This window comes from Micromonospora sp. NPDC050417, assembly GCF_044458865.1.
Taxonomy (GTDB): domain Bacteria; phylum Actinomycetota; class Actinomycetes; order Mycobacteriales; family Micromonosporaceae; genus Micromonospora_G.
This window is the reverse complement of the sequence record NZ_JBITIH010000022.1, coordinates 89,754-112,956: the sequence shown is the minus strand read 5'-3', so window position 1 is coordinate 112,956 and position 23,203 is coordinate 89,754. Positions and strand designations below refer to the sequence as shown.

20 protein-coding genes and 1 pseudogene are annotated in these 23,203 nt (G+C 71.8%); 8 read left to right on the top strand and 13 right to left on the bottom strand.

All coding sequences use genetic code 11. From position 1 onward, the window contains the following. The first annotated feature begins 137 nt into the window (after positions 1-137). Positions 138-1,040: a hypothetical protein gene (locus tag ACIBF5_RS25895; protein WP_396815469.1), complete on the top strand. Its 903-nt coding sequence runs from the start codon at positions 138-140 to the stop codon at positions 1,038-1,040. 55 nt (positions 1,041-1,095) lie between these two features. On the opposite strand, the gene zwf is transcribed toward ACIBF5_RS25895, so the two are convergent. Beyond that, positions 1,096-2,598 carry a glucose-6-phosphate dehydrogenase gene (zwf, locus tag ACIBF5_RS25890; RefSeq protein WP_396815468.1) on the bottom strand — a complete coding sequence of 501 codons (1,503 nt, stop codon included), beginning with the start codon at positions 2,596-2,598 and terminating at the stop codon, positions 1,096-1,098. Between the two features lie 191 nt (positions 2,599-2,789). After that, positions 2,790-3,254, bottom strand: coding sequence for a GNAT family N-acetyltransferase (locus ACIBF5_RS25885; RefSeq protein ID WP_396815467.1), 465 nt, complete (start codon positions 3,252-3,254; stop codon positions 2,790-2,792). Between the two features lie 148 nt (positions 3,255-3,402). Between ACIBF5_RS25885 and ACIBF5_RS25880 the strand changes: the two are divergent. Further along, positions 3,403-3,673: pseudogene (locus tag ACIBF5_RS25880) on the top strand (VOC family protein); the annotation flags it as partial. Positions 3,674-3,830: 157 nt separating this feature from the next. Then, positions 3,831-4,472: a class I SAM-dependent DNA methyltransferase gene (locus tag ACIBF5_RS25875; RefSeq protein ID WP_396815466.1), complete on the top strand. Its 642-nt coding sequence runs from the start codon at positions 3,831-3,833 to the stop codon at positions 4,470-4,472. Positions 4,473-4,497: 25 nt separating this feature from the next. On the opposite strand, the gene ACIBF5_RS25870 is transcribed toward ACIBF5_RS25875, so the two are convergent. Next, entirely contained in the window at positions 4,498-4,650 is a 153-nt protein-coding gene (locus ACIBF5_RS25870) for a hypothetical protein (protein WP_396815465.1), read from the bottom strand. A gap of 284 nt (positions 4,651-4,934) precedes the next feature. On the opposite strand from ACIBF5_RS25870, the gene ACIBF5_RS25865 reads away from it, so the two are divergent. After that, entirely contained in the window at positions 4,935-5,399 is a 465-nt protein-coding gene (locus tag ACIBF5_RS25865) for a VOC family protein (protein WP_396815464.1), read from the top strand. Here ACIBF5_RS25865 and ACIBF5_RS25860 read toward each other — a convergent pair. The 5 genes from ACIBF5_RS25860 to ACIBF5_RS25840 all read right to left on the bottom strand — a co-directional run bounded on the left by ACIBF5_RS25860 (position 5,396) and on the right by ACIBF5_RS25840 (position 11,628). Beyond that, positions 5,396-6,163, bottom strand: coding sequence for a methyltransferase (locus tag ACIBF5_RS25860; protein WP_396815463.1), 768 nt, complete (start codon positions 6,161-6,163; stop codon positions 5,396-5,398). The two genes, ACIBF5_RS25865 and ACIBF5_RS25860, sit on opposite strands and share 4 nt — an antisense overlap. Before the next feature lie 94 nt (positions 6,164-6,257). Continuing rightward, on the bottom strand, positions 6,258-7,121 hold the full coding sequence (locus ACIBF5_RS25855; RefSeq protein WP_396815462.1) for a cellulose binding domain-containing protein: 864 nt from the start codon (positions 7,119-7,121) through the stop codon (positions 6,258-6,260). 35 nt (positions 7,122-7,156) lie between these two features. Next, positions 7,157-7,567, bottom strand: a complete 411-nt coding sequence (locus ACIBF5_RS25850) for a roadblock/LC7 domain-containing protein (protein WP_396815461.1) — start codon at positions 7,565-7,567, stop codon at positions 7,157-7,159. A gap of 75 nt (positions 7,568-7,642) precedes the next feature. Then, a complete protein-coding gene (locus tag ACIBF5_RS25845; protein ID WP_396815460.1) occupies positions 7,643-10,222 on the bottom strand; it encodes a LuxR C-terminal-related transcriptional regulator in 2,580 nt (859 codons plus the stop codon). Further along, positions 10,219-11,628, bottom strand: coding sequence for an Hsp70 family protein (locus ACIBF5_RS25840; protein WP_396815459.1), 1,410 nt, complete (start codon positions 11,626-11,628; stop codon positions 10,219-10,221). The genes ACIBF5_RS25845 and ACIBF5_RS25840 overlap by 4 nt, the downstream gene beginning before the upstream one ends. 321 nt (positions 11,629-11,949) lie before the next feature. On the opposite strand from ACIBF5_RS25840, the gene ACIBF5_RS25835 reads away from it, so the two are divergent. The 4 genes from ACIBF5_RS25835 to ACIBF5_RS25820 all read left to right on the top strand — a co-directional run bounded on the left by ACIBF5_RS25835 (position 11,950) and on the right by ACIBF5_RS25820 (position 19,443). Beyond that, on the top strand, positions 11,950-12,828 hold the full coding sequence (locus tag ACIBF5_RS25835) for an IniB N-terminal domain-containing protein (RefSeq protein ID WP_396815458.1): 879 nt from the start codon (positions 11,950-11,952) through the stop codon (positions 12,826-12,828). A 193-nt stretch (positions 12,829-13,021) separates the two neighbouring features. Then, positions 13,022-14,884 carry a dynamin family protein gene (locus ACIBF5_RS25830; protein ID WP_396815487.1) on the top strand — a complete coding sequence of 621 codons (1,863 nt, stop codon included), beginning with the start codon at positions 13,022-13,024 and terminating at the stop codon, positions 14,882-14,884. Further along, complete coding sequence (locus tag ACIBF5_RS25825; RefSeq protein ID WP_396815457.1) at positions 14,881-16,401, top strand: hypothetical protein; 1,521 nt, start codon at positions 14,881-14,883, stop codon at positions 16,399-16,401. Before ACIBF5_RS25830 ends, ACIBF5_RS25825 begins: the two co-directional genes overlap by 4 nt. Positions 16,402-16,461: 60 nt before the next feature. After that, entirely contained in the window at positions 16,462-19,443 is a 2,982-nt protein-coding gene (locus tag ACIBF5_RS25820; RefSeq protein WP_396815456.1) for a glycine--tRNA ligase, read from the top strand. 142 nt (positions 19,444-19,585) lie between these two features. Here ACIBF5_RS25820 and ACIBF5_RS25815 read toward each other — a convergent pair whose 3' ends face one another. From ACIBF5_RS25815 to ACIBF5_RS25795, 5 genes are all read right to left on the bottom strand, one after another. Beyond that, the gene (locus ACIBF5_RS25815; protein WP_396815455.1) at positions 19,586-19,924 is read right to left on the bottom strand and encodes a hypothetical protein; all 339 of its coding nucleotides are present in this window, start codon (positions 19,922-19,924) and stop codon (positions 19,586-19,588) included. A gap of 282 nt (positions 19,925-20,206) precedes the next feature. Further along, a complete protein-coding gene (locus ACIBF5_RS25810; RefSeq protein ID WP_396815454.1) occupies positions 20,207-20,524 on the bottom strand; it encodes a carboxymuconolactone decarboxylase family protein in 318 nt (105 codons plus the stop codon). After that, positions 20,521-21,087, bottom strand: coding sequence for a hypothetical protein (locus ACIBF5_RS25805; protein WP_396815453.1), 567 nt, complete (start codon positions 21,085-21,087; stop codon positions 20,521-20,523). The genes ACIBF5_RS25810 and ACIBF5_RS25805 overlap by 4 nt, the downstream gene beginning before the upstream one ends. 208 nt (positions 21,088-21,295) lie before the next feature. Next, positions 21,296-21,934 (bottom strand): response regulator, encoded by a 639-nt coding sequence (locus ACIBF5_RS25800; RefSeq protein WP_396815452.1) that lies wholly within the window; start codon positions 21,932-21,934, stop codon positions 21,296-21,298. Then, complete coding sequence (locus ACIBF5_RS25795) at positions 21,931-23,121, bottom strand: sensor histidine kinase (protein ID WP_396815451.1); 1,191 nt, start codon at positions 23,119-23,121, stop codon at positions 21,931-21,933. Before ACIBF5_RS25795 ends, ACIBF5_RS25800 begins: the two co-directional genes overlap by 4 nt. Positions 23,122-23,203 lie beyond the last annotated feature (82 nt).

Here is a 23,203-nt window from a genome sequence, read left to right as displayed (position 1 = left end):
ACCGATATTCCCGCCGCCGGCTCCGCCCGCCCCAAGCTCCCACCCCCGTGGTTAGCAAGGGGCCCTTGTACTACCGAAAGCGATAACAAGGGGCCCTTCCTTCCACGGGGGGCGGTGGGGACGGTTGAATGTGCGCCATGGCTGTGCGAATCGACGTGGACGCGGTGCGGGGCGCGGTGGACCCGGAGGTCTACCAGGAGGCGGAGGCACTGTTGGCCGCCGACAGGCTGGGCCGGATTGTCGAGGTGAACGGCGGTGCGGTCGCGGCCGTACACACCGACAGCGGCGCGACCGCGTACGAGGTGTGGGTCGGGGTGGTTGACGGGGCGTTCAGCAGCGAGTGCGACTGCGCCGAGCCGGAGACCGATCCGGAGGAACTCTGCGCGCACGCGGTGGCGGTGACGCTCGCCGCCCTCGGTGACGGTTTCCACTGGTCGCCGACCGCGACTCCACCCTCGACGGTACGGGTCGACCCGGGAGTCCGCCGGCTCGCCGACGTCGCCGCGACCCTCCCGGTCCGCCGGTTGGCCCTGCTCGTCGCCGAGCACGCGGTCACCGACCGTCGGCTGGAGGCCCGGCTGTTGACGTACGCCGGGGAACTGGGCGTGCCGACGGAGGACGAACTGGCCGACGTACGCAAGGTGGTGGAGAGCCTGGCGGCCGAGGCGACCACCGGCCACTGGGACCTGTACGACGTGGCCAAGGCCGGTCAGCACGTCGTCGAGGAGTTGGAGGTGCTCGCCCAACGACCGCCGACCGAGGCGACCCTGCTGACGGTCGAGTACGCCGCCCGGCGCTGGGACGCGCTGCTCGGCCCGCTCGGCGAAGCCGCCGACGACGAGGAGTTCGACGAGATCGGGTCGGCGCTGCGCGCGGTCCACGTCCGGCTCTGCCTGGAGTTGCGGGCAGAGCCGGAACCGCTGGTCGAACGGTTGCTCGACATCATCGAGGCGGCCGAATCCGTCGCCTCGTGTCTCGACCGTCCGACCGACTACCTGCCGGTCCTCGGCCCCGACGGTGTGGCCGCCCTGACCGACTGACCGATCCGTGGGGCCGACTGACCGATCCGTGGGGCCGACCGACCAGCGGGGCCGATCAGGCGTCGGCGCCGGGGTTGCGCCACTTCCGGCCACTGCGGCCGATCAGGCGGTCGGCGTCGGTCGGTCCCCACGAGGCGGCCTCGTACGTGGGGATCGGGGAGTGGTCCTTGGCCCAGTGCTCGATGATCGGGTCGACGATCCGCCAGCACTGCTCGACCTCGTCGGTACGGATGAACAGCGTCGGGTCGCCGAGCAGGGCGTCCAACAGCAGCCGCTCGTACGCCTCCGGGGACTCCTCGCGGAACGTCTTGTCGTACGAGAAGTCCATGCTGGCCGTGCGGACCCGGAACGAGTGGCCGGGCACCTTCGCGCCGAAGCGCAGCGAGATGCCCTCGTCGGGCTGGATGCGCAGGATCAGCGCGTCGGCGTCCAGTTCGGTGAGCTGGTCGGTGGGGATCGGCAGGTGCGGGGGGCGCTGGAACTGCAACGCGACCTCGGTGACCCGGGCCGGCAGCCGTTTGCCCGTACGCACGTAGAACGGCACCCCGGCCCAGCGCCAGTTGTCGACGTTGAGCCGCATCGCGGCGTACGTCTCCGTACGCGACAACGGGTCAACGCCGGGCTCGTCCCGGTAGCCGGGCATCAGGTCGTTCCGGGTGCCGCCGCGGGTGTACTGACCACGTACGGCCAGGTCGGCGATGTCGCGGTCGGTGGGGAGCCGGATCGCCTGGAGCAGCTTCACCTTCTCGTTACGCAGCCCTTCGGCGTCGAACGAGGCCGGTGGCTCCATCAGGGCGAGCGCGAGCACCTGGAGCACGTGGTTCTGCACGATGTCGCGCATCGCGCCGGCGCTCTCGTAGAAGCCGCCGCGGGTGCCGACGCCGAGGGTCTCGGCGACCGTGATCTGCACATGGTCGACCCAGCTACGGTCCCAGATCGGCTGGAAGATCGAGTTCGCGAAGCGGAGCGCGAGCACGTTCTGGACGGTGTCCTTGCCCAGGTAGTGGTCGATCCGGAAGACCTGCGGCTCGTCGAAGCTGGAGTGCACGATCGCGTCGAGTTCGCGGGCCGTGGCCAGGTCACGGCCGTACGGCTTCTCGATCACCAGCCGGGAGAACGAGCCCGGCCGGGCGTGGTTGAGCCCGGCGCCGGCGAGCCCGTTGATCACCGGTTCGAACGCCTCGGCCGGGGTCGAGAGGTAGAACAGGCGGTTGCCGGCGGTGCCGCGTTCGGCGTCGAGGCTGTCGAGCGTCTCGGCGAGGCGCTTGTAGGTCTCCGGATCGTCGTAGCCGCCGGAGACGTACCTGATTCCGCCGTTGAGCTGAGGGTGGTCGCGCAGCCCTCGGCCGTTGATCGCGGAGTCAGCGAACTGCTCGTCGCTCATCGCCGTCCGCGCGACGCCGACCAGGGCGAATTCGTTCGGCAGGCGGTGGTGGCGGGCCAGGCTCGCCACCGCGGGGATCAGCTTGCGTCGGGTGAGGTCGCCCGAAGCGCCGAAGATAACCAGCGTGGCGGGTGGCGCGCTGCGTTCCTGAATGAGCTGAGGGGCCTTGTCCATGGTCCGTAAGTCCTCCGACCGCGCGAGACGGTTCGACCGCGCGACTGCCTGGATGATGTTGTGGAGAACGCTACCCACACGGCGTTAACGGATGCCGACCGCCGGTACTCCGGAAGGCCATCAGGTGACCACTGCCACAGCGGCGGTGGGCGCTCAGGTGACCGCAGCCACAGCAACAGGCTCGACCGGGGTCAGTCGATGGACGGGCGCCACTGGAACCAGCGCTGCCCGTCGCGGAAGCCGGAGCGGAGATAGAGCGAGACGGCCCGCTCACCGGAGTGCACCGTGACGTGTTCCAACTCACGGTCGCGCGCCTGCGTCAGTACGGCGTCGAGCAGCGCCGCACCGATCCCGTCTCCACGCAGCTCCGGCACGACGTACACCGACTGGATGTCACCGGTGCGCCGGTCCATCCGGGTCGGGGTGGGCACCCGCGACGCCAACATCAGCCAGGCCATGCCGGCCAACCGGTCCTCGACCTCCGCGACGAACGCCAGGTGGGTGCTGCGGTGGTCGGCCATCCAGGTGCTGAAGAAGTCCAGGAAGCTGGCCCGGTCCGGGCCGGGTTGGCCGCGTTCCTCGACCCGCCAGCGCCAGTTCAGCCGGGCCAGTGCCGGCGCGTCCTGCATCGTTGCCTGTCGCACGGTCAGCCGCATGATCCGATTTTCGCCCGACGGTGGCTGCGGATGTAAGGAAGGGCCCCTTGTTATCGCTTTTTGTATAGGAAGGGGCCCTTCCTAACGCCTGTGGGTTGACCTCACGTCGGGTGGAGATTGCACGCTGGGCGCCACCGGAAGCAGAACGCACGACGTGTTGATACTCGGCTGGCGGGACGCGTCATGGCACCTGGAGTTGGTCGGCGGGGCGAACCTCACGATGCCGCCCGCACCGCCCGCCGAGGACCCGTTGGTGCTCTATCTGGCCGGGCCGGTCGACGAGACACTGGTGGCCCGGGTGGAGCGGGCCGGTGGCCGGCGGGTGTCGCAGGGGCCTACTGGGACCGGTGGGGTGTCACGGTCGAGGACCCGACGGCTACCGGCAGGTGCTCTCCACCCGATCGTGGTCCAGTTCCTGACCCACCGTGCGGACCGACCGCGTCCACGATGGAGGAAAGTTGCGGTGCCGCACCGATGTGCACGGCTACCGGCACCAACGGATCTGTTGAAGGTCGGTGTCGTCGACCGGTTCGTCGTCCCTCCGACGCCGCTGGACATGTCCTAGTCTCGTCGACCATGACCGAGGGATCCTTCCTGACGAGCGCCCGGGCCGGCTACGACACCATTGCCGTCCCGTACGCCCAACTGTTCGCGGCCGAACTGGAGGCGAAGCCGCTGGACCGGTCAACGCTCACCGCGTTCGCCGAGATGGTTGGTGGTGCGGGTCCGGTGGTCGAGGTCGGCTCCGGACCCGGTCGGGTGGCCGCGTACCTGGCGAAGCAGGGGCTGGACGTCTCCGGTGTGGACCTGTCGCCGGAGATGGTCGCGCTGGCCCGTCGGACGTACCCCGGGTTGCGTTTCGAAGAGGGCTCGATGACCGCGCTGGACCGGGCGGACGGTGCGCTCGCCGGGCTGGTGGCCTGGTATTCGATCATCCACATTCCGCCGGCGCTGCTGCCGGAGGTGTTCGCCGAGTTCCGGCGGGTGCTCGCTCCCGGCGGCCGGCTGCTGCTCGCCTTCCAGGTTGGCGACGAGTCGTTGCACCGTACGGAGGGGTTCGGCCACACGTTCTCGCTCACCTTCCACCGGCTGTTGCCGGAGCGGATCACCGAGTTGCTGGAGCGGGCCGGTTTTGTGGTGGATGCTCAGCTCGTGCGGGCGCCGGACGAGCGCGAGAAGGTGCCGCAGGCCCACCTGCTGGCGCACAAGCCGGCGTAACCCGGCCCTCCACCGGGGTGCGGTGTCAGCGGGGTGCGGCGGCGGGGTGCGGCGTCAGCGGGGGAGCTTCGACGAAGTGCGGCAGCCGGTCGGTGGGGGTTCCACCGACCGGTGCCCTCTGTTGCGAGTACCCATCGGGCACCCGCTCGCCGTTCATGATCGCCTCCCCGGTGGCCACGTCGGGCGGTGTACCCGCAGCCCTGAGCGGTACACGCCGATCGGACGACGACGCTCGTCGGGCGGGTTGTACGAACCCCACCAACGTAAGGAAGGGGCCCTTGTTATCGCTTTTTGTATAGGAAGGGGCCCTTCCTAACGTCCGTGGGGCGGGAGGGCTGCCCCGTGAAACAGGGTTTAGTTTTCGCCGATCGGGGATCCGGGAGGAGCCGACCCAGGGGGAACGGGAGGAGTCGACCCAGGGGGAAATTGCCGCCGAGCCGGCCGAGCCCGAGGAGTGCAGCGATGGCGCAGGTCGTACCCGACTATTTCGAGCCCGAGGGCGGGGCCGTGCTCACCACCCTGCTGATTGTCCGGGACGTCGACAGGTCGCGGGAGTTCTACGAGCGGGTCCTCGGCGCGACCTGCATCCGGGAACGTGAGCCGTGCATCCTGCGCTTCCGTAACAGCTACATCGTGATCAATACGGAGGGCGGGCCGACCGACGACAAGCCGACCGTACGTGCCCAGGCGCCGGCTGACTCGCAGATCCTGAGCTGTGCGATGAACATCCGGGTCAACGACGTCCACGCCGTGTACGACCAGTGGAGGTCACGCGGCGGCGAGTTCCTCACCGAGCCGAAGGACCATGGCGTCGAGATCCGCTGCTACCTGCGCGACCCGGACGGCTACCTGATCGAGGTGGGCCAGGGGACCGGGATCCTGGAGACGATCGGCCGCGCCCCGCGCCCCGCCCCCGCACCGATCTAGGAAGACCACCTGTCCCGCGCGACGACGCGGAAGGTGGAGTAGGCGACCTGCCACCCGTCCTTGAGCAGGGACCGGCGGGCTATCTCGGTGGCGGTGAACCCCGTCTCGTCGATCAGGTGGCGCAGGTAGGCCAGGTCGCCGGAGCTGCCGAAGAAGATGAGCATCCGGCCGTTGGGCGCCAGGTGCCGCCCAGCCGCTCGGAAGAACGTGGTCATCGCCCGGTAGTTCTCGTCCGTACTGGCGGCATCAAGTTCGTCGCGCGGGGCGAACCAGCGGAACGGCGGATCGAAGACGATCAGGTCGAAGGCGCCATCGACGGCGCCATCGACGGCGCTGAAGACGTCACTGCGGCGCACCTCGACCCGGTCGGCCACCCCGTTCCGCTCGGCGTTGCGGGTGGCCGCCTGGACCGCGTACGGATTGATGTCGACCGCCACCACCCGGGTCGACCGCGACGCCGCCAGGATGGCGTTGACCCCGCTGCCGGTCCCCATGTCCAGCACCCGATCGGTGTCGCGCACCTCGGCCAGCACCGCCTCACCGAGCAGGTGGGACACGCCGGTGATCGGTTGCACCTGTGGCGGGACGACCAGCGTCCGGCCGAGATAGTCGAATGTCTGGCCCGGCCCAGACGAGGAGCCCGCCTCGGCCCGCGCCTGCGCGTACGCGCTCTCGTGCCACTCACGGACACGTTCGGCGTATGCGGTCGACATCATCGGCACGTGTACGGGGGAATCGGACGAGGGCGAGGACGGCTCGGCCATGTCCCGCACTCTAGGCATGACCCCACGCGTCCGTACACCGCCAATCGGCCGCGCGGTCAGGTGACGGCGGCGAGCTCGCGGACGACCGGGCGCGTCAGGGTGTGGCGCAGGGGCGGGTGTCGATGGTGCACGCGGTGGGGGCGGAGTCCAGGCCGACACCGTCGACCCGGAACTGGAAGCTGACCGAACCACCGGCCGGCGTCGGCCCGGCGTCGGCGGTCGGCACGAAGGTCCAGGTGGTGCCCGCCTGCGTGGCCTCGGCGCCGGTCACGTCGCGCACGCTCATCGGTGCCCGGGGCAGGGTGATCGTGACCGTCCACCGGGCCACCGGGGCACGCCCCGGATTGTCGACGGTCACCGTCATCCGGTAGCCGAGCAGGGCCGGATCCTCGATCGTGTAGCTCGCGGTCAGCGGAACCGCCGGTGGTGGTGCGATGGGTGTGGCGCCGGACGCCGGAGCGCCCGGCGTGTCCGCACCGGCCGGCGGCACGGGTGGTGCCGGCTGCGCCTCGGGCTGCCCGGTCCGTACCGCCGCCGGGCTCGCGTCGCTGCCGGGGGTTCCGGGGCCGGCGGTGCCGCCCACACCCTGCTCGGCCGGGGGTGCCACGTGCAACGGCGTCGCCCGTTCCGGCGTACGGAGGACGAGCGCGATGAGCAGCACCAGGGCGCCGAGCACCGCCGCCGCCCCGGCGACGAAGCCCACCCCGATCGGCCAGCGCCCGAGCGGTGAACCCGGTGCCTTCCGGGCCGCCTCGCCGGTGCGGTCGGCCGCAGGGGTGAACAGGTGACGCACGGCCGCCGCCGCGTCGAGCACGGTGTCGAGGATCGCCACCGCCACGGTCCGGGGTGGACCTTTCCGGACCGGCTGCGGCGGTTCGGTGAGTCGTGTCTCGACACCACCTGGTGGACGGTCCGGCGACCCGAGTCGAAGGTCACCGGTCTGCTCGTCCGGATTCACGGTCCGTACCCCATCTCGATCTTCGGATCCCCAGTTCACCCTGCGGCTGGGTGCGGCGGCGCGGGTTCGAGGTAGACCGGCAGGTGGTGATGTGCCTGCCCGGCGAAGAGCGCCACCTCGTACGCGACGTCGCCGACCTCCACCTCACCGTCGAACCGTACGGTGAGGATGGCGCCACCGCGAGTCGTGGCGATGAACAGGTACGCCCGCCGCATCTGCACGATGATCTGCCGCACGGTTCCGGTCTCGGTCTGCCGCCCGGTCGCCACGGCGAGCGCGTGCAGCCCGGCCGTCACGCTCGCGACCTGGTCACCGAGTTCGTCGTCGACCTGGTGGGAGGCGGCGAGCGGTAGGCCGTCGGGGGAGAGCACCATCGCCAAATCCGCCCCGTCGACCCGGGTGACCAGGTCGTCCAGGAGCCGGGTCAGGTTGTCGGTCGAGACCATCGGGGAAAGCACTCGTCGTTGTCCTCTCACTGCCGTCACCGGCATCGGTTTTCTGTCGTCCGTACGTCGGGTCGCTCAGGGGATCGGTCGTTTCGGCCAGGGTGGGGTTGCCGACCCGTCGCCGGCCCTATCGGCGGCCAGCATCCGGAGTCGGTTGAGCAGCTCGCTGCGGTTGGCGCAGTTGAGGCGCTGGCGCATCCGGGCCACATGGTGTTCGACGGTCTTGGCTGAGATGAAAAGCCTGTCGCCGATCTGCTTGTAGGTCAGGCCGGCCAACACCAGGTCGGCCACCTCCTGCTCGCGGTCGCTGAGTCGGCTCTCGATCGGTGCGGTGACGGCGTCCGCGACGCCGGCCGTCGAGCCGCCGGCCGAGGCGGATCCCTTGGCTCCGGTCGGTCGGCCCTGCAACATCCGGGCACAGTCGAGCAGTGCCGTCATCGCCCGCCGGTCCGCCGTCCGGATTGCCGCCTGGCCAGCCAGACGCGCGCCGTCCCAGCCCAGTCCGGCATCGTGCAGACCACGTGCCGCTCCCTCGACGCGGGCAGGATCGACCGTCCCACGCAGCACCTCCACCCAGCTCTCGGCAGCGGCAGCCATCACGGCAGCGTACCGGCTGTGACCCGCGTTCGCGGTGAGCGCCGCGACGTGTTCGTCGGCCGTACCGGGAAGTTCCGCGATGATCGCCGCGTGTAGGCCGTTCCACCGCAACGGGGTCGCCCAGAGCGGCGGCGAGCCGAGTCGGTCGAGCAACGTGTACGCCTCCCGCAGGTACGGGTCGAGCCGGTTGAGTTCACCCAGCCGGGCCGCCGCCGTCGTGATCTCGCCCAGCGGGAGGAAGCTGTACAGGTCCACCGGGTGGCGTACCAGGGCCTCGCGTGCCTGTCCCCAGGCGCGTTGCACCGCCGGCAGGTCACTGTCGCGTCGGGCGATGCCCATTTCCAGGGCACTGGCGAAGAGCAGGTCCCGTGGTTCGAGCGGGCCGGAGATCTGTCGCAGCGCCTCGGTCGCCATCGCGGTCCGGCCCCGGACCATCAGGATCCACGCCTGGAGCAGCCGGTGCCGGCGGGACATCAGCGGACCGCCCAGGCCGGCGGCGATGGCCCGGTCGAGCACCCGCTCACCGATCTCCAACTCGCCGCAGTGCAGTGCCACCAGTGCCGCGAGCGCGGCCGGGCTGTCCGGCAGGAGCACCGTACGTCCGGCCGGTTCCAGCAGCGCGGCGGCCTGCACCAGGGTGGAGAGCGCGGCGGTCGGCGGTCCGGTGAGGGTTTCGCGTACGCCCCGGGCGGTGAGCAGCGCCGCGCCGGTGAGTAGCGTCGGGGGGCCACCCGGGGCCGGGCTGACGGGACCCGGGGACCCGGCCTCGGACTCGCCGGTCCCGATCGCGCCGATCGCCGCGAACGCGGCCGACGACGGCGCGTCGGACCAGCGGTAGAGCTCCGCCCCGCGACCGAGTTGGCCCCGGTGGGCGAGGGCGGTCGCGGCCACCGTCGCCCCGTCCCGCCGGTCGCTCGGGTCGTCGGCGCCGACCAGTCGGTCGGCCAGCCGTAGGGCCGAGTCGAGGTCGCCGGCGAGCGCCGCCGCGTACGCCTGGCGTCCGGTGGTCGGACGTCCGGCCGCCGCTGCGGCGGCGAACAGGTCGGCGGCGACCAACGGCTGTTCGGTCAGCGCCTCCTCGGCAGCGGCCTCGATGGTGGCGGGGTCGCACTCGCCGCCGACGCCGGGGGTGAGCAGGGCGCGGACCAGGGGCAGGACCGGTCCACCCCGGGCGCGTTGCAGGTCGGCCAGGCGCTGCCAGACGGCGATCCGCTGGCTGGCCGGGCTGAGTGTGGTGACCGCCCGCTCGACGATCGGGGGCAGCCGGTCGTCCGGGCCGAGCAGGCCGGTGGCTCGGGCTGCGGCGAGTGTCTCGTCGACCCCGTCCGGGTCCTGGTCGAGCAGGGCGCCGAGCAGGTCGACGGGGAGGGAGAGTCCGGTCGCGACGGCGAGCAGCAGGCGTCGTACGTCGGTCGTGAGGTCGGTGATGTCGTTTCCGAAGGTCGCCACGGCGGACCGGGGCAGCCGGTGACCGGCCCCGCCCCCGTCGCCTTTGACCGGTGCCGGGGCTGGGCGGAGTTCGGCGGCCAGCCGTTCGACGAAGCGGGGTACGCCTCCGGTCTGCGCGTGTACGAAGCTCACCAGGGCGGCGTCGGGCACCTGGCCGTACAGGTCGGTGAGCCGGGTCGCGGTCCGATGTTCGGTGTAGGGCGGGAGCAGCAGCGTCGGCCGGTCCCGGCAGAGCAGTTCGGTCAGCTCGACCAGGGCGGCCGGCCGGGGCCATGGTCGGTGGGCGAGCGCGACCCGGACGGGACCGGCGGTCAGCCAGCGGCGCAGTTCGGCCAGCCGGTCGGGGTCGAGCAGGTGCGCGTCGTCGACGAGCAGTACGGCGTCGGGGTCGGGGGTCGGTCCCTGTGCCGGCCAGCCTTCGACCACCGGCTGCCCGGTCCGCCGGTAGATCTCGGCCAGTTCGTGCAGCAGGGCGCTCTTGCCGTGGCCGCCGGGGGCGGTGACGGCGACCGTGATCGGGGCGTGGGGTGCGTCGCCGACCGCGTCGAGCAGTGCTGAACCGGCTCCGTCCAGCACGAGTTCCGGGCGGATGGCGGTGTGCGAACTCAACGGTGTCCTCTCGAGGAACTACGGCCGGGGTGCTGGTCGGCCAGGTCGCGTCCGGTGCCGGACGGCTCGCCGCGTCCGGTGGCGCGCAGCCCCGTGACCCGGGGTTTCGGCAGTTTCAGCGGGGTGATCCGGATCGGCGGGCGGGGCGGCGGTTCGGGGCTGGGGTCGGCCCGGACCAGGTCGCGGCCGGGGGGTCGGCCGGCGGTGGGGCCGGTGTGGGTCCACTCGGGGTCGGGGTGGGCCGTGGTGGGACCCGGTCGGCCGGGCGCGGTGTCGTCCCGGTTCGGGCGGTGGTCGGGGGCGCGGGGTGCCGGGTGGGTCGGCAGCAGGATCTGTCCGGCGGCGACCGCGGCTCCGGTGGCGGCGCTGGATTCGGGTTCGGTGGCGACCGTGACCAGGCCGGGAAAGTGCGCCTCGACCAGTTCGGCGACGAGCGGGGTACGGGCCCAGTCACCGACGAGGAGCACACCGTCGAGCTGTTCCGTGGGCAGTCCGCTGGTCCGGACCGTCTCGACCAGGGTTTCCACGGTCAGTTGCACGGCGGGTCGGACGAGTTCGGTGAAGAGGTCCCGGGTGACCGGCACCCGGATCGGCCCGTTCGGCAGGTGCAGGCGTACGTCGGTGTCGGTTGCCACGGCGAGTCGTTCCCGGGCTCGCGCGCACTCCCGGGGCAGGTCGAGCAGCGCGGCCCGCACCTGCGGGTTGTCGAGGTGGCGGGGGCCGAGCTGTCGGCCGAGTTCGGCCCGGACGTGGTCGTCGAGCCCCCGGCCGAGGTCGAGTTCCGGTCCGCCGTACGCCTCGCCCTCGCCGGCCGTGCCGAGCACGGTGAAGCCGCCGGTGCGGGCCCGACCGACCACGGTGCTGGTGCAGCCCCGTTCGCCCAGCGTGTGCACGGCGAGGGTACGTCCGGTGAAGCCGGCCGCGACGTGGCTCTCCGCGGCGGTGACCGCCTCGGGTAGCAGGGTGACGTCGCCGTGTCCGATCTCCCAGAGGGCCGCGTGCAGCAGGCTCCGGCGGTGGTTGCCCCAGCCGGCGGGGTGGCTGACCACGGTCCGGTCGGGCGGCGTGCCTTCGCGGACGGTGACCTGGTCGATCACCCAGCCGACGAGTCCGGCGGCGAGGGTCGGCGCGGCGCAGCTCTCCCCACCGACGAGCAGCGGAACGGGGTCACCGACGCGGGCGACGAACTCCCGGGCGATCTGGCCGGGGTCGATCGGGGTGCCGCCCTCGGCCGGGTCACCGACGGTGAGTGCGCCGTTGGCGCCGAGGTGCAGCACGGCGGGGACGGTGGGGGAGTGCGGGCTGAGCCAGGTGACCTCGGCTGGGCTCCAGGTGTTGTCCCAGAGCCGGGTGACGGCGGCGGTGGTGCGGCTGCCGCCGATGTCGATCCCGAGGACGTACGCCATTGCACCTGTTTCCTTTACCCGGTTGCCCCGGAGGGCTCGTGTCGGCCGCGCGGGGGCTCGTACGGTCCACCCCGAGAGGGCCCGTACGGACTCCTCCTTTCGTACCAGAGATCCCTCCACCAATGGGACCCTAAATCTGACGGGACGGACTCCCTAAGCCCCTAATCGTAGGGGTGGCCTCCGCCCTAGTTCTGGTCGCGGCAGGACGGGGATGCGTCCCCGATGTCCGGTACGTCACCCGGTGCCTACTGTCGTTGTCAGGTCCGGTGCCCCCGTTCGCCGGACCGTCCGGCCCCGCCCACCCGAGGAGAACGCTCCATAATGGACGCCACCCAGAACCTGCACGACTTCGTACTTCGCCTGCTCACCGACGTCGACGCCCGTTCGGCCTTCGAACTCGACCCCGAGGCCACCCTGGCCGACGCCGGGCTGGGTGACCTCACCCCGGCCGACGTGCAGGACGTCATCCCGTTCGTGGTGGACACCGTCCCGCTCCAGGGCATCACCGCGCTCGCCCCGGTCAGTGACCTCGGACTGGGTGCGCTCGACGGCGGCCCGCTCGGCGTCGTCGGCCAGCTCCACGCCGTCGCCGACCAGATCACCTCCGCCGGCTACGGCAACACCGTCGACGTCAACGCCTCGGTGCTCGGCGCGATCACGGTCGACCCGACCGGCCTCGGTGCCGCCGCCTCGGTGATCCCCGGCATCGGTGCCGCGGTCAGCCCCCAGGGCCTGGCCACCGACCTCTCCGGTGTGAACGACGTGGCGGACAGCCTGGACGTGGGCGTGGTCAGCACCTCCGGCGTCACCGGCGTGGTCGGCACCGCCGAGAGCGTGGTCAACGACCCGACCGGCGCGGTCCTCGACGGCACCGCCACCGACGGCCTGCTCGGCACCGCCGACTTCGCGGTCAACACGGTCACCGGCCTCACCCACTCCCTCGGCGTGGTCGACTCGCTCGACGTCGGTGGGCTGACCGACGGCCTCACCGGTGGTCTCACCGGCGGCCTCGGTGGCGTCCCGGTCGTCGGCGACGTGGTCGACCCGCACGGCGTGGTCGGCGGCGTCACCTCGACCGTCGGCAACACCCTGGACGGCGTCGGACTCACCGGCGACCTGGGGCTCGGTGGCGACGCGCACGCCACCACCGACGCCCACTCCACGGGCGGACTGCTCGGCCTCACCGACGGTCTGCTCTGACCAGTCGCGCCGCGGCCCGGGGGTGGGCGCGGCGCGACGACCGGCCGGAGTCCGGGCCCCGCTGCGGTGGGCCCGGCCTCCGGCCCCCCTGCGACACTGCGGGTGGCCACCCCTTTCACCGGGTGTGGTCGCCCGCGGTACCGGTGGTACGACCCCTTGATAATCGCGTCGAAATCGGCACACTTGGTGCGTGATGACGCGGATTTGGCTTGACGTACTCGACGAGACCAGCCGGCTCTGCGCGGCACACGGCCGTACCGACCTGGTCGACTCGGTACGCCGCAAACGGGTGCAACTCCTCGACCCGGGGTTGCGGGTCCTCGTCGTCGGCGAGCCCAAACAGGGCAAGAGTCAACTGGTCAACGCACTGATCAACGCCCCGGTCTGCCCGGTGGGAGACGGCCGGACCACCGTGGTCCCGACGGTGGTCCGGCACTCCCCACAACCGACGGCCGCCCTGGTCCAGGCCGCCGCACCGGCACCCGGTCGACCCGCCACCGAGGCGCCGGTCCCGGCACAGCGACTGCCGCTGCCGATCGAGCAGGCCGTCGCCCGGATCAGCACCGCGGTCGCCCCCGGCGCCGGTGCCGCCGGCAGCACCCACGTCGAGATCGGAGTCCCGCGTGGACTGCTCGCCGGCGGGCTCACCCTGGTCGACACCCCCGGCGCTGACGGCCCCGACCAGGCCAGGGTCACCAACGCGTACGCCGCCATGGCCCGCCCGGACGCGGTGCTCCTGGTCTCGGACGCGACCCGGGAACTCTCCGTCGCCGAGGTGAACCTGCTGCTCCAGATCGCCCAGTCGCACCCGAACGTGATCGTGGTCCAGACAAAGATCGACCTGGTACCGGACTGGCGTACGGTGGCCGACCGCAACCGGCAGCACCTGGCCAGCGCCGGGGTGCCGGCGGTGCTGATCCCGGTCTCCGCCGCGCTGCGACTACAGGCCGCCAAGACCGACGACAAGGAGGTCAACGCCGAGTCCCGGTTCCCCGACCTGATCGGCCGGCTGCTGCGCGACCAGAACAGCAAGTCCGAGGTGCTGGCCCGGTCGGCGGTGGCGCTGCTCAGCCGTACGGTGATCGAACAGCTCGCCGCGCCGCTGCGGGCCGAGCTGGCCTCCGCCCAGTCCGGGGACAACACCGCCGCCATGGGTCGGCTGCGCGCCGCCCAGCGGGAGGTCGACGAGCTGCGCCGGTGCAGCACCCGCTGGCAGAACACGCTCAACGACGAGATGGCCGACCTGCTCTCCGACATCGAGTACGACCTGCGTGACCGCACCCGCAAGATCCTGCGCCAGGTGGACGAGGCGTTCGAGACGGCCGACCCGCAGACCGGCTGGGAACCGTTCCAGCAGTGGCTGGAGGAGAACCTGGTCGAGGCGGCGGAGGCGAACTTCGTCTGGCTCGCCCAGCGTTGCGACTGGATCGCCGGACAGGTCGCCGCCCAGTTCGCCCGCTACGGGCAGGACGCGCTGCCGGACTGGTCGGTCCAGGTTCCGGCCGACCTCGCGCAACGGCTGCCGGTGCTGGAACAGCCCCCGATCGAGCGTTTCACCCCCACCCAGAAGGTGGTCACCGCGTTGCGCGGCTCGTACGGCGGGGTGCTGATGTTCGGCCTCGCCACCAGCCTCGCCGGCATGCCGCTGATCAACTTCGTCTCGATCGGCGCCGGTGCCCTCTTCGGTGGCAAAAGCATCCGGGACGAGAGCAAGTCGCTGCTCAAACGCCGGCAGACGGCGGTACGCGTGGCCGCCCAGCGCCACGTCGACGACTTCTTCCTCCGGCTCAACAAGGACTGCCGCGACACCGCCCGACGGGTCCAGCGGATGCTGCGCGACCACTTCGCCGCGCTCACCGAAGACCTCCAGGAGGCGATCGTCGGGTCGCTGCGTACCGCCAAGCAGTCCGCCGACGCCGACGCGGCCGTACGCGACCAGCGGCACCGCCAGATCGAACAGGAGATGCGGCGGCTGGCGGTCCTCTACGAGCAGGCCCAGCGGCTGGTCTCCGGCCGCAGTGCCACCGGGGCGTCACCGCTGGGCGGGCAGCCGTGACCGCTGCCCCCCGGCTGGACGAGTCCGTACCGGCGCTGCTGCACGAGGCGCTGGCGCTCTACTGGGACAACCCGCGCGCCACCGAACGGCTCCGGCACTACCTGGACCGGTTCGCCGAACCGCTGCGGATCGCGGTCGTCGGCCCCTGGCGCTCCGGCAAGTCGACGCTGATCAACGCCTTCCTCGGCGAGGAGGTGGCGCCGGTCGAGCCGGCCGACGGCGGACCGCTGCACACGTGGTACGAGGACGGCCCGGAACCGGGCGCGACCGCGTACTCGGCCGAGGGGTCGGCCTGGGAACTGCCGGTGGTCCGCTCCACCGGGGCACTCCGGGTGGAACTGGGCGGCTGGCGGTCGACGCAGGTCAGCGAGGTGGTGGTCCGCTGGCCGACCCGGGTGCTGCGCCACACCACGCTGATGGAGATGCCACCCGTGCCGGCCGGCGGCGAGGAGGGGGACGCGCCGGCCGCGATGAAGGTGGTCCGGGACGCCGACGCGGTGCTCTACCTGACCCGGGACGGGCGCGGCACCGACCTGCGGTTCCTGCGCGCGTTGCGCGACGGGGTGGTGGGCCGTTCGGCGCCGGTGAACACGCTCCTGGTGCTCGCCCGCGCCGACGAGCTGGGCGGCGGCCGGGTCGACGCCCTGGTCACCGCGAAGCAACTGGCCCGGCGTCAGTCCCAGGACCCGGGGGTGCGCCCGCTCTGCATGGGCACCGTGCCGGTCGCCGGCCTGGTCGCGCTCGCCGGCCGGGTGCTCAGCGAGACCGAGTTCGTCGCGCTGGCCCAACTGGCCGAGCTGCCCCGCGACGAACTCGCCGCCGCGCTGCTCTCCGCCGACCGGTTCGTCGAAACCCACTTCGCCGCCGGCCGGGCCACCGGCGGATCGCACGCCGCCGCCGAGTACACGCCGGTGCCGGACGCGACCGTACGTCGGGCGCTGCTGGACCGGTTCGGGGTCTTCGGGCTGCGGTTGGCGACCACGCTCATCCGTACCGGTGCCACCACCCGGGCCGGGCTCGCCGCCGAACTGGTCCGGCGCAGCGGGCTGACCGAGCTGCGCGAGTCGATCGCCCGGTACTTCACCGACCGGCGGGAGGTGCTCAAGGCCCGGTCCGCGCTCGCCGCGCTGGAACGGGTGCTGCGGACCGACCCCCGACCGGGGACGGCGGAACTGCACGCCCGGATCGAGCAGGTGCTCGCCGCCGCGCACGACTTCCGGGAGCTGCGCCTGCTGGCCACTCTCCGCGACCCGCGTACGAAGCTCGACGGCGACCTTGCCGCCGAGGCGCACCGGCTGGTCGGCGGGAACGGCACCAGCCTGGCGGTACGGCTGGAGCTGGAGCTGGACGCCGACGGTGGGCAGCTCTGGGAGCGGGGTGTCGACGCGCTGTACCGGTGGCAGGCGCAGGCCGAGGACCCGTTGCTCCGGCCGGATCAGCGGCAACTCGCCCGGGTGGTGTTGCGTAGTGTCGAGGGGATGCTCGCCGACCTGCGCGCGGGCCGGTCACTACACTGAGCGAGCCCTGGCGCCGCCGCAGCGCCTGCCTGCCAGGGGTCGCCTCGGACGGAGTTTTCCATGCTGACCATGCAAGATGCCCTGGCGCGCCTGACGGCGTACTGGTCGGGGCAGGGCTGCCTCGTGGTGCAACCGATGAACACGGAGGTCGGTGCCGGAACCCTCAACCCGGCGACCTTCCTGCGGGTTCTCGGCCCGGAGCCGTGGCGGACGGTGTACGTCGAGCCGTCGGTCCGCCCGGACGACTCCCGGTACGGCGAGAACCCCAACCGGCTCCAGACGCACACCCAGCTCCAGGTGATCCTCAAGCCTGAGCCGGGCAACCCGCAGGAGCTCTACCTGGGCAGCCTGAGCGCGCTCGGCATCGACGTGGCCGCGCACGACGTCCGGTTCGTCGAGGACAACTGGACCTCCCCGGCGCTCGGCGCCTGGGGGCTGGGCTGGGAGGTCTGGCTCGACGGGCTGGAGATCACCCAGTTCACGTACTTCCAGCAGGCCGGCGGGGTGAACCTCGATCCGCCCGCCGTGGAGATCACGTACGGCATCGAGCGGATCATCATGGCGTTGCAGAACGTACGCCACTTCAAGGAGATCGCGTACGCCCCGGGCGTCAGCTACGGCGAGGTCTTCGGCCAGTCCGAGTATGAGATGTCCCGTTACTACCTCGACGACGCCGACGTGGCGGCCAACCGCCAACTGTTGGAGCTGTACGCGACCGAGGCGCAGCGGATGATCGACGCCGGCCTGCCGGTGCCCGCGCACACGTACGTGCTCAAGTGCTCGCACGCGTTCAACGTGCTCGACTCCCGGGGCGCGGTCTCCACCTCCGAGCGGGCCGCCGAGTTCGCCCGGATGCGGCGAATGGCCGGCGAGGTCGCCCGTCTCTGGGTGGCCCGGCGCGAAGAGCTCGGGCACCCGCTCGGTGTGGTCGAAGCGACCCCGACGGCGACCGCCCCGACGGTCACGCCGACCGGTGAGTCCGCGCCCCGGCAGCTCGTCTTCGAGATCGGCACCGAGGAGATGCCGCCGGCCGAGGCCCGTACCGCCCGGGAGCAGGTCCGGCGGGAGCTGACCGAGCGGTTGGCGGCGACGAGGCTGGCGCACGGCACGATCCGGGTGCTGGCCAACCCGCGCCGGTTGGTCGCCGTCGTGGACGCTGTCGCCGCCCGCGAAGAAGACCACGTCCGTACGGTGAAGGGCCCCAAGGCCGGCGCCGCGTTCACGGCCGACGGCCAGCCCACGCCCGCCCTGATCGGCTTCGCCCGATCGCAGAAGGTCGAGGTCGACGCCCTGGAGCGGGTCGACTTCAACGGTGTCGAGCACCTGGCGGTGCTCCGCCCCGAGGCCGGCCGGGACGCCACCGAGGTCCTCGGCGACGTGCTCGCCAAGGTGGTGACGTCGCTCCGTTCGGCGAAGAACATGCGCTGGAACGACCCGAACCTCGCCTTCACCCGCCCGGTCCGCTGGCTGCTCGCCCTCTGGGGCGACCAGGTGGTGCCGGTGGCGGTGTCGTCGCTCGCCTCCGACCGGCAGACCCGGGTGCACCGCAACGCGCCCGCGCCGACCTTCCCGGTCGCCTCGGCCGAGGCCCACCTGGGCATCCTGGCCGACGCCGGCATCGTGGTCGATCCGGACGAGCGTCGCCGGCTGATCGTCGCCGGTGCCGAGCGGCTCGCCGCCGAGGTCGGCGGGCGGCTCGACGTCGACGCCGAACGGTCGCTCATCGACCAGATCCTCTACCTGGTGGAACAGCCGACACCGCTGCTCGGCCGGTTCGACGAGAGCTACCTCCGGCTGCCGGAGGCGATCCTGGTCAACGTCATGCGCAAGCACCAGCGTTACCTGCCGGTGCGCGACGCGCAGGGCGGGCTGATGCCGTACTTCGTCGCCGTCGCCAACGGTGCCGTCGACGCCGACCTGGTCCGCGCCGGCAACGAGGCGGTGCTGCGCGCCCGGTACGAGGACGCGGCCTTCTTCTACCGCGCCGACCTGAAGGTTCCGCTGGTCGAGATGCGGGAACGGATCAGCCGGCTCACCTTCACCGACAAGCTCGGCTCGATGGCCGACCGCTCCGACCGGATCGCCGAACTGGGCCGCGTTCTGGCCGCCGCCCTGGACCTCGGCCCGGCCGACACGGCGACCCTGCACCGGGCCGCCGCGCTGGTGAAGTTCGACCTCGGCTCGCAGCTCGTCACCGAGATGACCAGCCTCGCCGGGGTGATGGCCCGCGACTACGCCCTGCACGCGGGGGAGTCGGAGGCGGTCGCCCAGGCGGTGTACGAGTCCGAGTTGCCGCGCAGTGCCGGTGACGCGCTGCCCCGAACGCTGCCCGGGGCGCTGCTCTCCCTGGCGGACCGGCTGGACCTGGTCGCCGGCCTCGCCGCCACCGTCGGGTTGCCGACCGGCAGCAGCGACCCGTTCGCCGTACGCCGGGCCTTCCTCGGTCTGCTGGCCGTGCACCGCGCCCACCCGGAAATCGCCGGTCTGAGCCTGACCGAGGCGCTCGCCGCGGCGGCCCGGCGACAGCCGGTGCCGGTCGCGGAGTCGGTGCTCGCCGGTGCGGCCGAGTTCCTGACCCGTCGGCTGGAGCAGTTGCTCACCGAGGAGGGGCAACCGGTCGACCGGGTGCGGGCGGTCCTGCCCCACGCCGCCCGGCCCGGACTCGCCGACCGTCTGCTCGCCCAGATCGACGCCCTGGTCAAGGAGGAGCAGTTCCGGGCCCTGGCCGAGGCGATCCAGCGGGCCCGGCGGATCGTCCCCGCCGGCACGGCCGCCGGCTACCGCCCGGAGGCGCTGGTGGAGCCGGCAGAGCTGCGGCTGCACGAGGTGCTGACCCAGGTACGCGACGCGTTGCCGGCCGAGCCAGACCTGGAGCGCTTCAACGAGGTCGCCGGTGCGATCACCGGTCCGGTGAACTCCTTCTTCGACGAGGTGTTCGTGATGACCGACGACCTCGACCTACGCGCTGCCCGGCTCGGACTGCTGGCGACCGTACGTGACCTCGGCGCCGACCTGCTCGACTGGGAACACCTGCGGATGTAGTCCGCCGAAGGTTGTGTTTCCCGTACCGGCGACCGGCTGGTGATGCCTGGCCGCCGGTACGGGAACCGGTTTCGCCGCCCCGGCGCGGCTGGCCGGTCTTGTCGCCCGCGAAATCCTCTTCCCGCCGTCCGGGGAGCGTGTCCTATGTGGAGGAACGCTTGGCCAGGCCGCGCGGCGGGGCCTTCATGCCGACCACGATGTCGACGATCTCGATGTACCGGGCCTTCGCACCCATCCGGAAGTCGGTCGCCGCCGCGTGGATCTCCTCCAGAGAGTCCGCCTCGACCATGGTGACCTGGTCGTAGCGCGCGTCCACCCCGCTGCACACGATGTGGGTGAGCTGTTTGGTGTACTTGCCCATCTCGCGGGCGTGGCCGGCGGAGACCTCGTGGATGCCCTCACGACCGAGGGCGAAGTACTCAGGGCTGATCTTCATGAACAGGAACGCGACGTACTTGTTCTTGTCCGCCAATTCGTGCATGGCACTCCCAACCGACGCAATCGCTGGGTAGCTACGAAATCACCGTGAGTTTATGGTTTCGTGCAGATCGTCGGTGAAAACTGTCCGCTGGCCGACTCAACCGGCACGCTGGCCAGCGGAAACATGATCCAGCGCCGCCCCGCAGCCCGCCGCGCCCCCTCGCATCGCGCCGCGCCCGCCGCGTCCCCTCACGCCGCCCCGCGCCGGCCGCGTCCCCTCACGCCGCTGGCGTGTTAGGAAGGGGCCCTTCCTATACAAAAAGCGATAACAAGGGGCCCTTCCCTACCCCTTGAGGGTGTGGCCGGCGATGGCGGAGGCGGAGATGGCGGCGGGGAAGCCGGCGTAGAAGGCGACGTGGGTGATCAGGGCGGCGATCTCGTCCCGGGTCACGCCGTTGGTGATCGCCCGGTGCAGGTGCTCGGGCAACTCCTCCGGGCGATACAGCGCGGTGAGTACGGCAACTGTTACGAGGCTGCGGTCCCTCGGACTCAACGCCGGGTCCGCCCACACCCGCGAGTAGAGCGGGTCGTCGACGAGTTCCATCAGCCGGGGAGTGAAGGCGTGGGCCGTGGCGAAGGGCGACGGGTCGGGCGTACTCACGGTTCTTCCTCTCCCGGCGCTTCGGTCGGCGTTGTCCGGCCCTGGGCCCGGCGTTCGATGCTCTGGGCGAAGAGCGGGGTCTCGCGGCTGTTGTGGTCGGCGGAGGCGACCTGACGGGTGGCGGCGGCCTGCTGGAGTGTGATGCTGTGCAGGTCGATGAAGTCCAGGAACTCGGCGGTGGTGAACGCGACCACGCTGTTGGTGTACTCGCAGCGACCCTCGTCGATCGGCTTGACGCTGAGATCCCAGATGACCTTGACCTTGGTACGCCCCTGAGTCGTGTAGACGTCGGAGAGCGACACCATCCGGCAGTGGTGGGGGCCGACGATCTCGCCGACGTAGTGCTGGACGAGGAGCCCGTCGCCGATCTGCTCCACGTTGATCGACATGGGGCGGCCGTCGTCGGTGGTGGTGTAGCCCGCGGCGATGTGGTCCGGTGGTGCGCAACGCTGGTATTCGGCGTCGGGGAGGTTGAACAACCAGTCCGCGATGTCGATCCGCTCCATCGGCGCGTTGATCACCGCGTGGTAGGTGGATTCGGACAGGACCTGCTCGTCGGGCATCGCACCTCTCCTGCGCCAGCGTGAGCGGGGAGAACGTCCCCCGTCGTCTCTGGCGATGATGGCAGCCGGGGCGTGGGCCGGGGGCGGGATCGGGGGATGCCGGTCCGGGCGGCCGGGGCCGCAGCGCGCGGCGCGCCGCCGGGCCGCAGTTGTCGGCAGGCTGGCCAGCCCAACCGCCGGGGCCGCGCCCATCGGACGGTCGGGCGGCTCAGTCGATGAGGCGGCGTTCCCACGCCCAGGCCGCGATCTCCACCCGGTTGCGGGCGCCGAGCTTCGTCTGCACGCTGCCCAGGTGTGTCTTGACCGTTCCGATGGCGATGTACAGCCGGGCGGCGATCTCGGCGTTCGTTAGGCCCCGGGCGGCGAGCTTCACCACGTCGAGTTCCCGGGGCGACAGACCCGCGTCGTCCCGGGCCGGCGCCGGGGGACTGAGGTGCTCCAGCAGCCGTACCGTGATCGACGGGCTGATCAGCGCGTCCCCGGAGACCGCCGCCCGGACCGCCTCCACCAGCAGCGCCGGTCCGGAGTCCTTGAGCAGGAAACCGCAGGCGCCGTTGCGGAGCGCCGTGTGGACGTACTCGTCGAGATCGAACGTGGTGACCACGACCACCCGGATCGGGTCGACCACACCCGGCCCGGCGAGCAGCCGCAGCGCCTCCAGGCCGTCCATCCGGGGCATCCGGATGTCCAGCAGCGCCACGTCCGGCCGTACCTGCCGGGCCAACGCCACCGCCTCGACCCCGTCGGCCGCCTCGCCGACCAGTTCCATGTCCGGCTGCGCGCCGAGGATCATGCCGAAGCCGGTCCGGACCATCGCCTGGTCGTCCGCGATCATCACCCGGATCACCGGTCCACCTCCTGCCGTATCGGCAGCAGCGCGTCGACCACCCAGCCGCCGTCGATGCCGGGGCCGGCGGAGAACTGCCCACCGATCGCCCGCACCCGTTCGGTCAGGCCGACCAGACCGTACCCGTGCTGTCCGCGCGGCCCCGGGACCCGGGGTGCCGGACCGTCGTCGCTCACCCGGACCACCAACCAGTCCGGCGTACGGCGGACCGCCACATCCACGATCGTGGCACCGGAAGCGTGCTGGCGTACGTTCGTCAGCGCCTCCATGACCACCCGGTAACCGGAGGTCGAGACCTCGACGGGTATCCCGTCCAGCTTCCCGTCCAGGTGCAGCCGGGCGGTCGGCTCCGCCGAAGTGTTGAAGCGGGCCAGCAGCGGGGTAAGGTCCGCGACCCCGGCCAGCGGTGCCAGCGGCGCGTCAGGTGCGGCGTCGGGGTCACGCAGAATTCCCACCATCCGCCGCATCGAGGTCATCGTCTCCGCGCCGGCCCGCTCGATCTGTTCCAACGCGAGCAGCACCCGCTGCGGGTCCTGCTCGGCGACAAACCGCGCGCCCTGTGCCTGGACCACGATCCCGGTCACGTGGTGGGCGATGAAGTCGTGCAGGTCCCGGGCGAACTCGGCGCGCTGCTCGGCCCGGACCGCGGCGACCGCCCGGTCCCGCCCGTTGGCCAGCAACCGCAGGTACACCCCGCCCGCGGCCGAGGCACCGGCGCAGAGCGCCAGGAACAGGACGGCGATGACAAAGGTGCTACCGCTCGTGCTGCGCATCGGCAGCGCGACGATGGCCGCGCCGAGGCCCAGCACCGCGCCGAGCGCCCAGGCGGCGGCCCCGCGCCGGGCCACCATGAAGAGCACTCCGAGCAGGCCGCAGGTTTCGGCGAGCCCCCAACTGGCGGCGCTGGGGATCGGTGGTCCGACCACCCTGGGTACCAGGGAGACGACGAGCGACGCACCGGCGAGCACCAGCGCCGCCCGAGGCAGGCGACGCGAGTTCCGCGGATGTGCGGGCAGCCACACCAGTACGGTCGCCACCGCCAGCACCACCCCGACCAGGGCCGGTGCGGCGGCGTCCGCCCGGATCAGACCGATCCGTAGGTCGAGGAGGCCGAGCACGGCCATCACCCCGAGCGCCGCGCACTGGCCCAGACGGAACCACAGGTGTTTGAATCGAGGGGTCGTCATCGTGACCCAGCGTAGCCAGCGGACGGCGGAACCCAGATCGGCCGAAAGTTAGAGCCGGGCGAGGCGGAACCCGGCTGCGGAC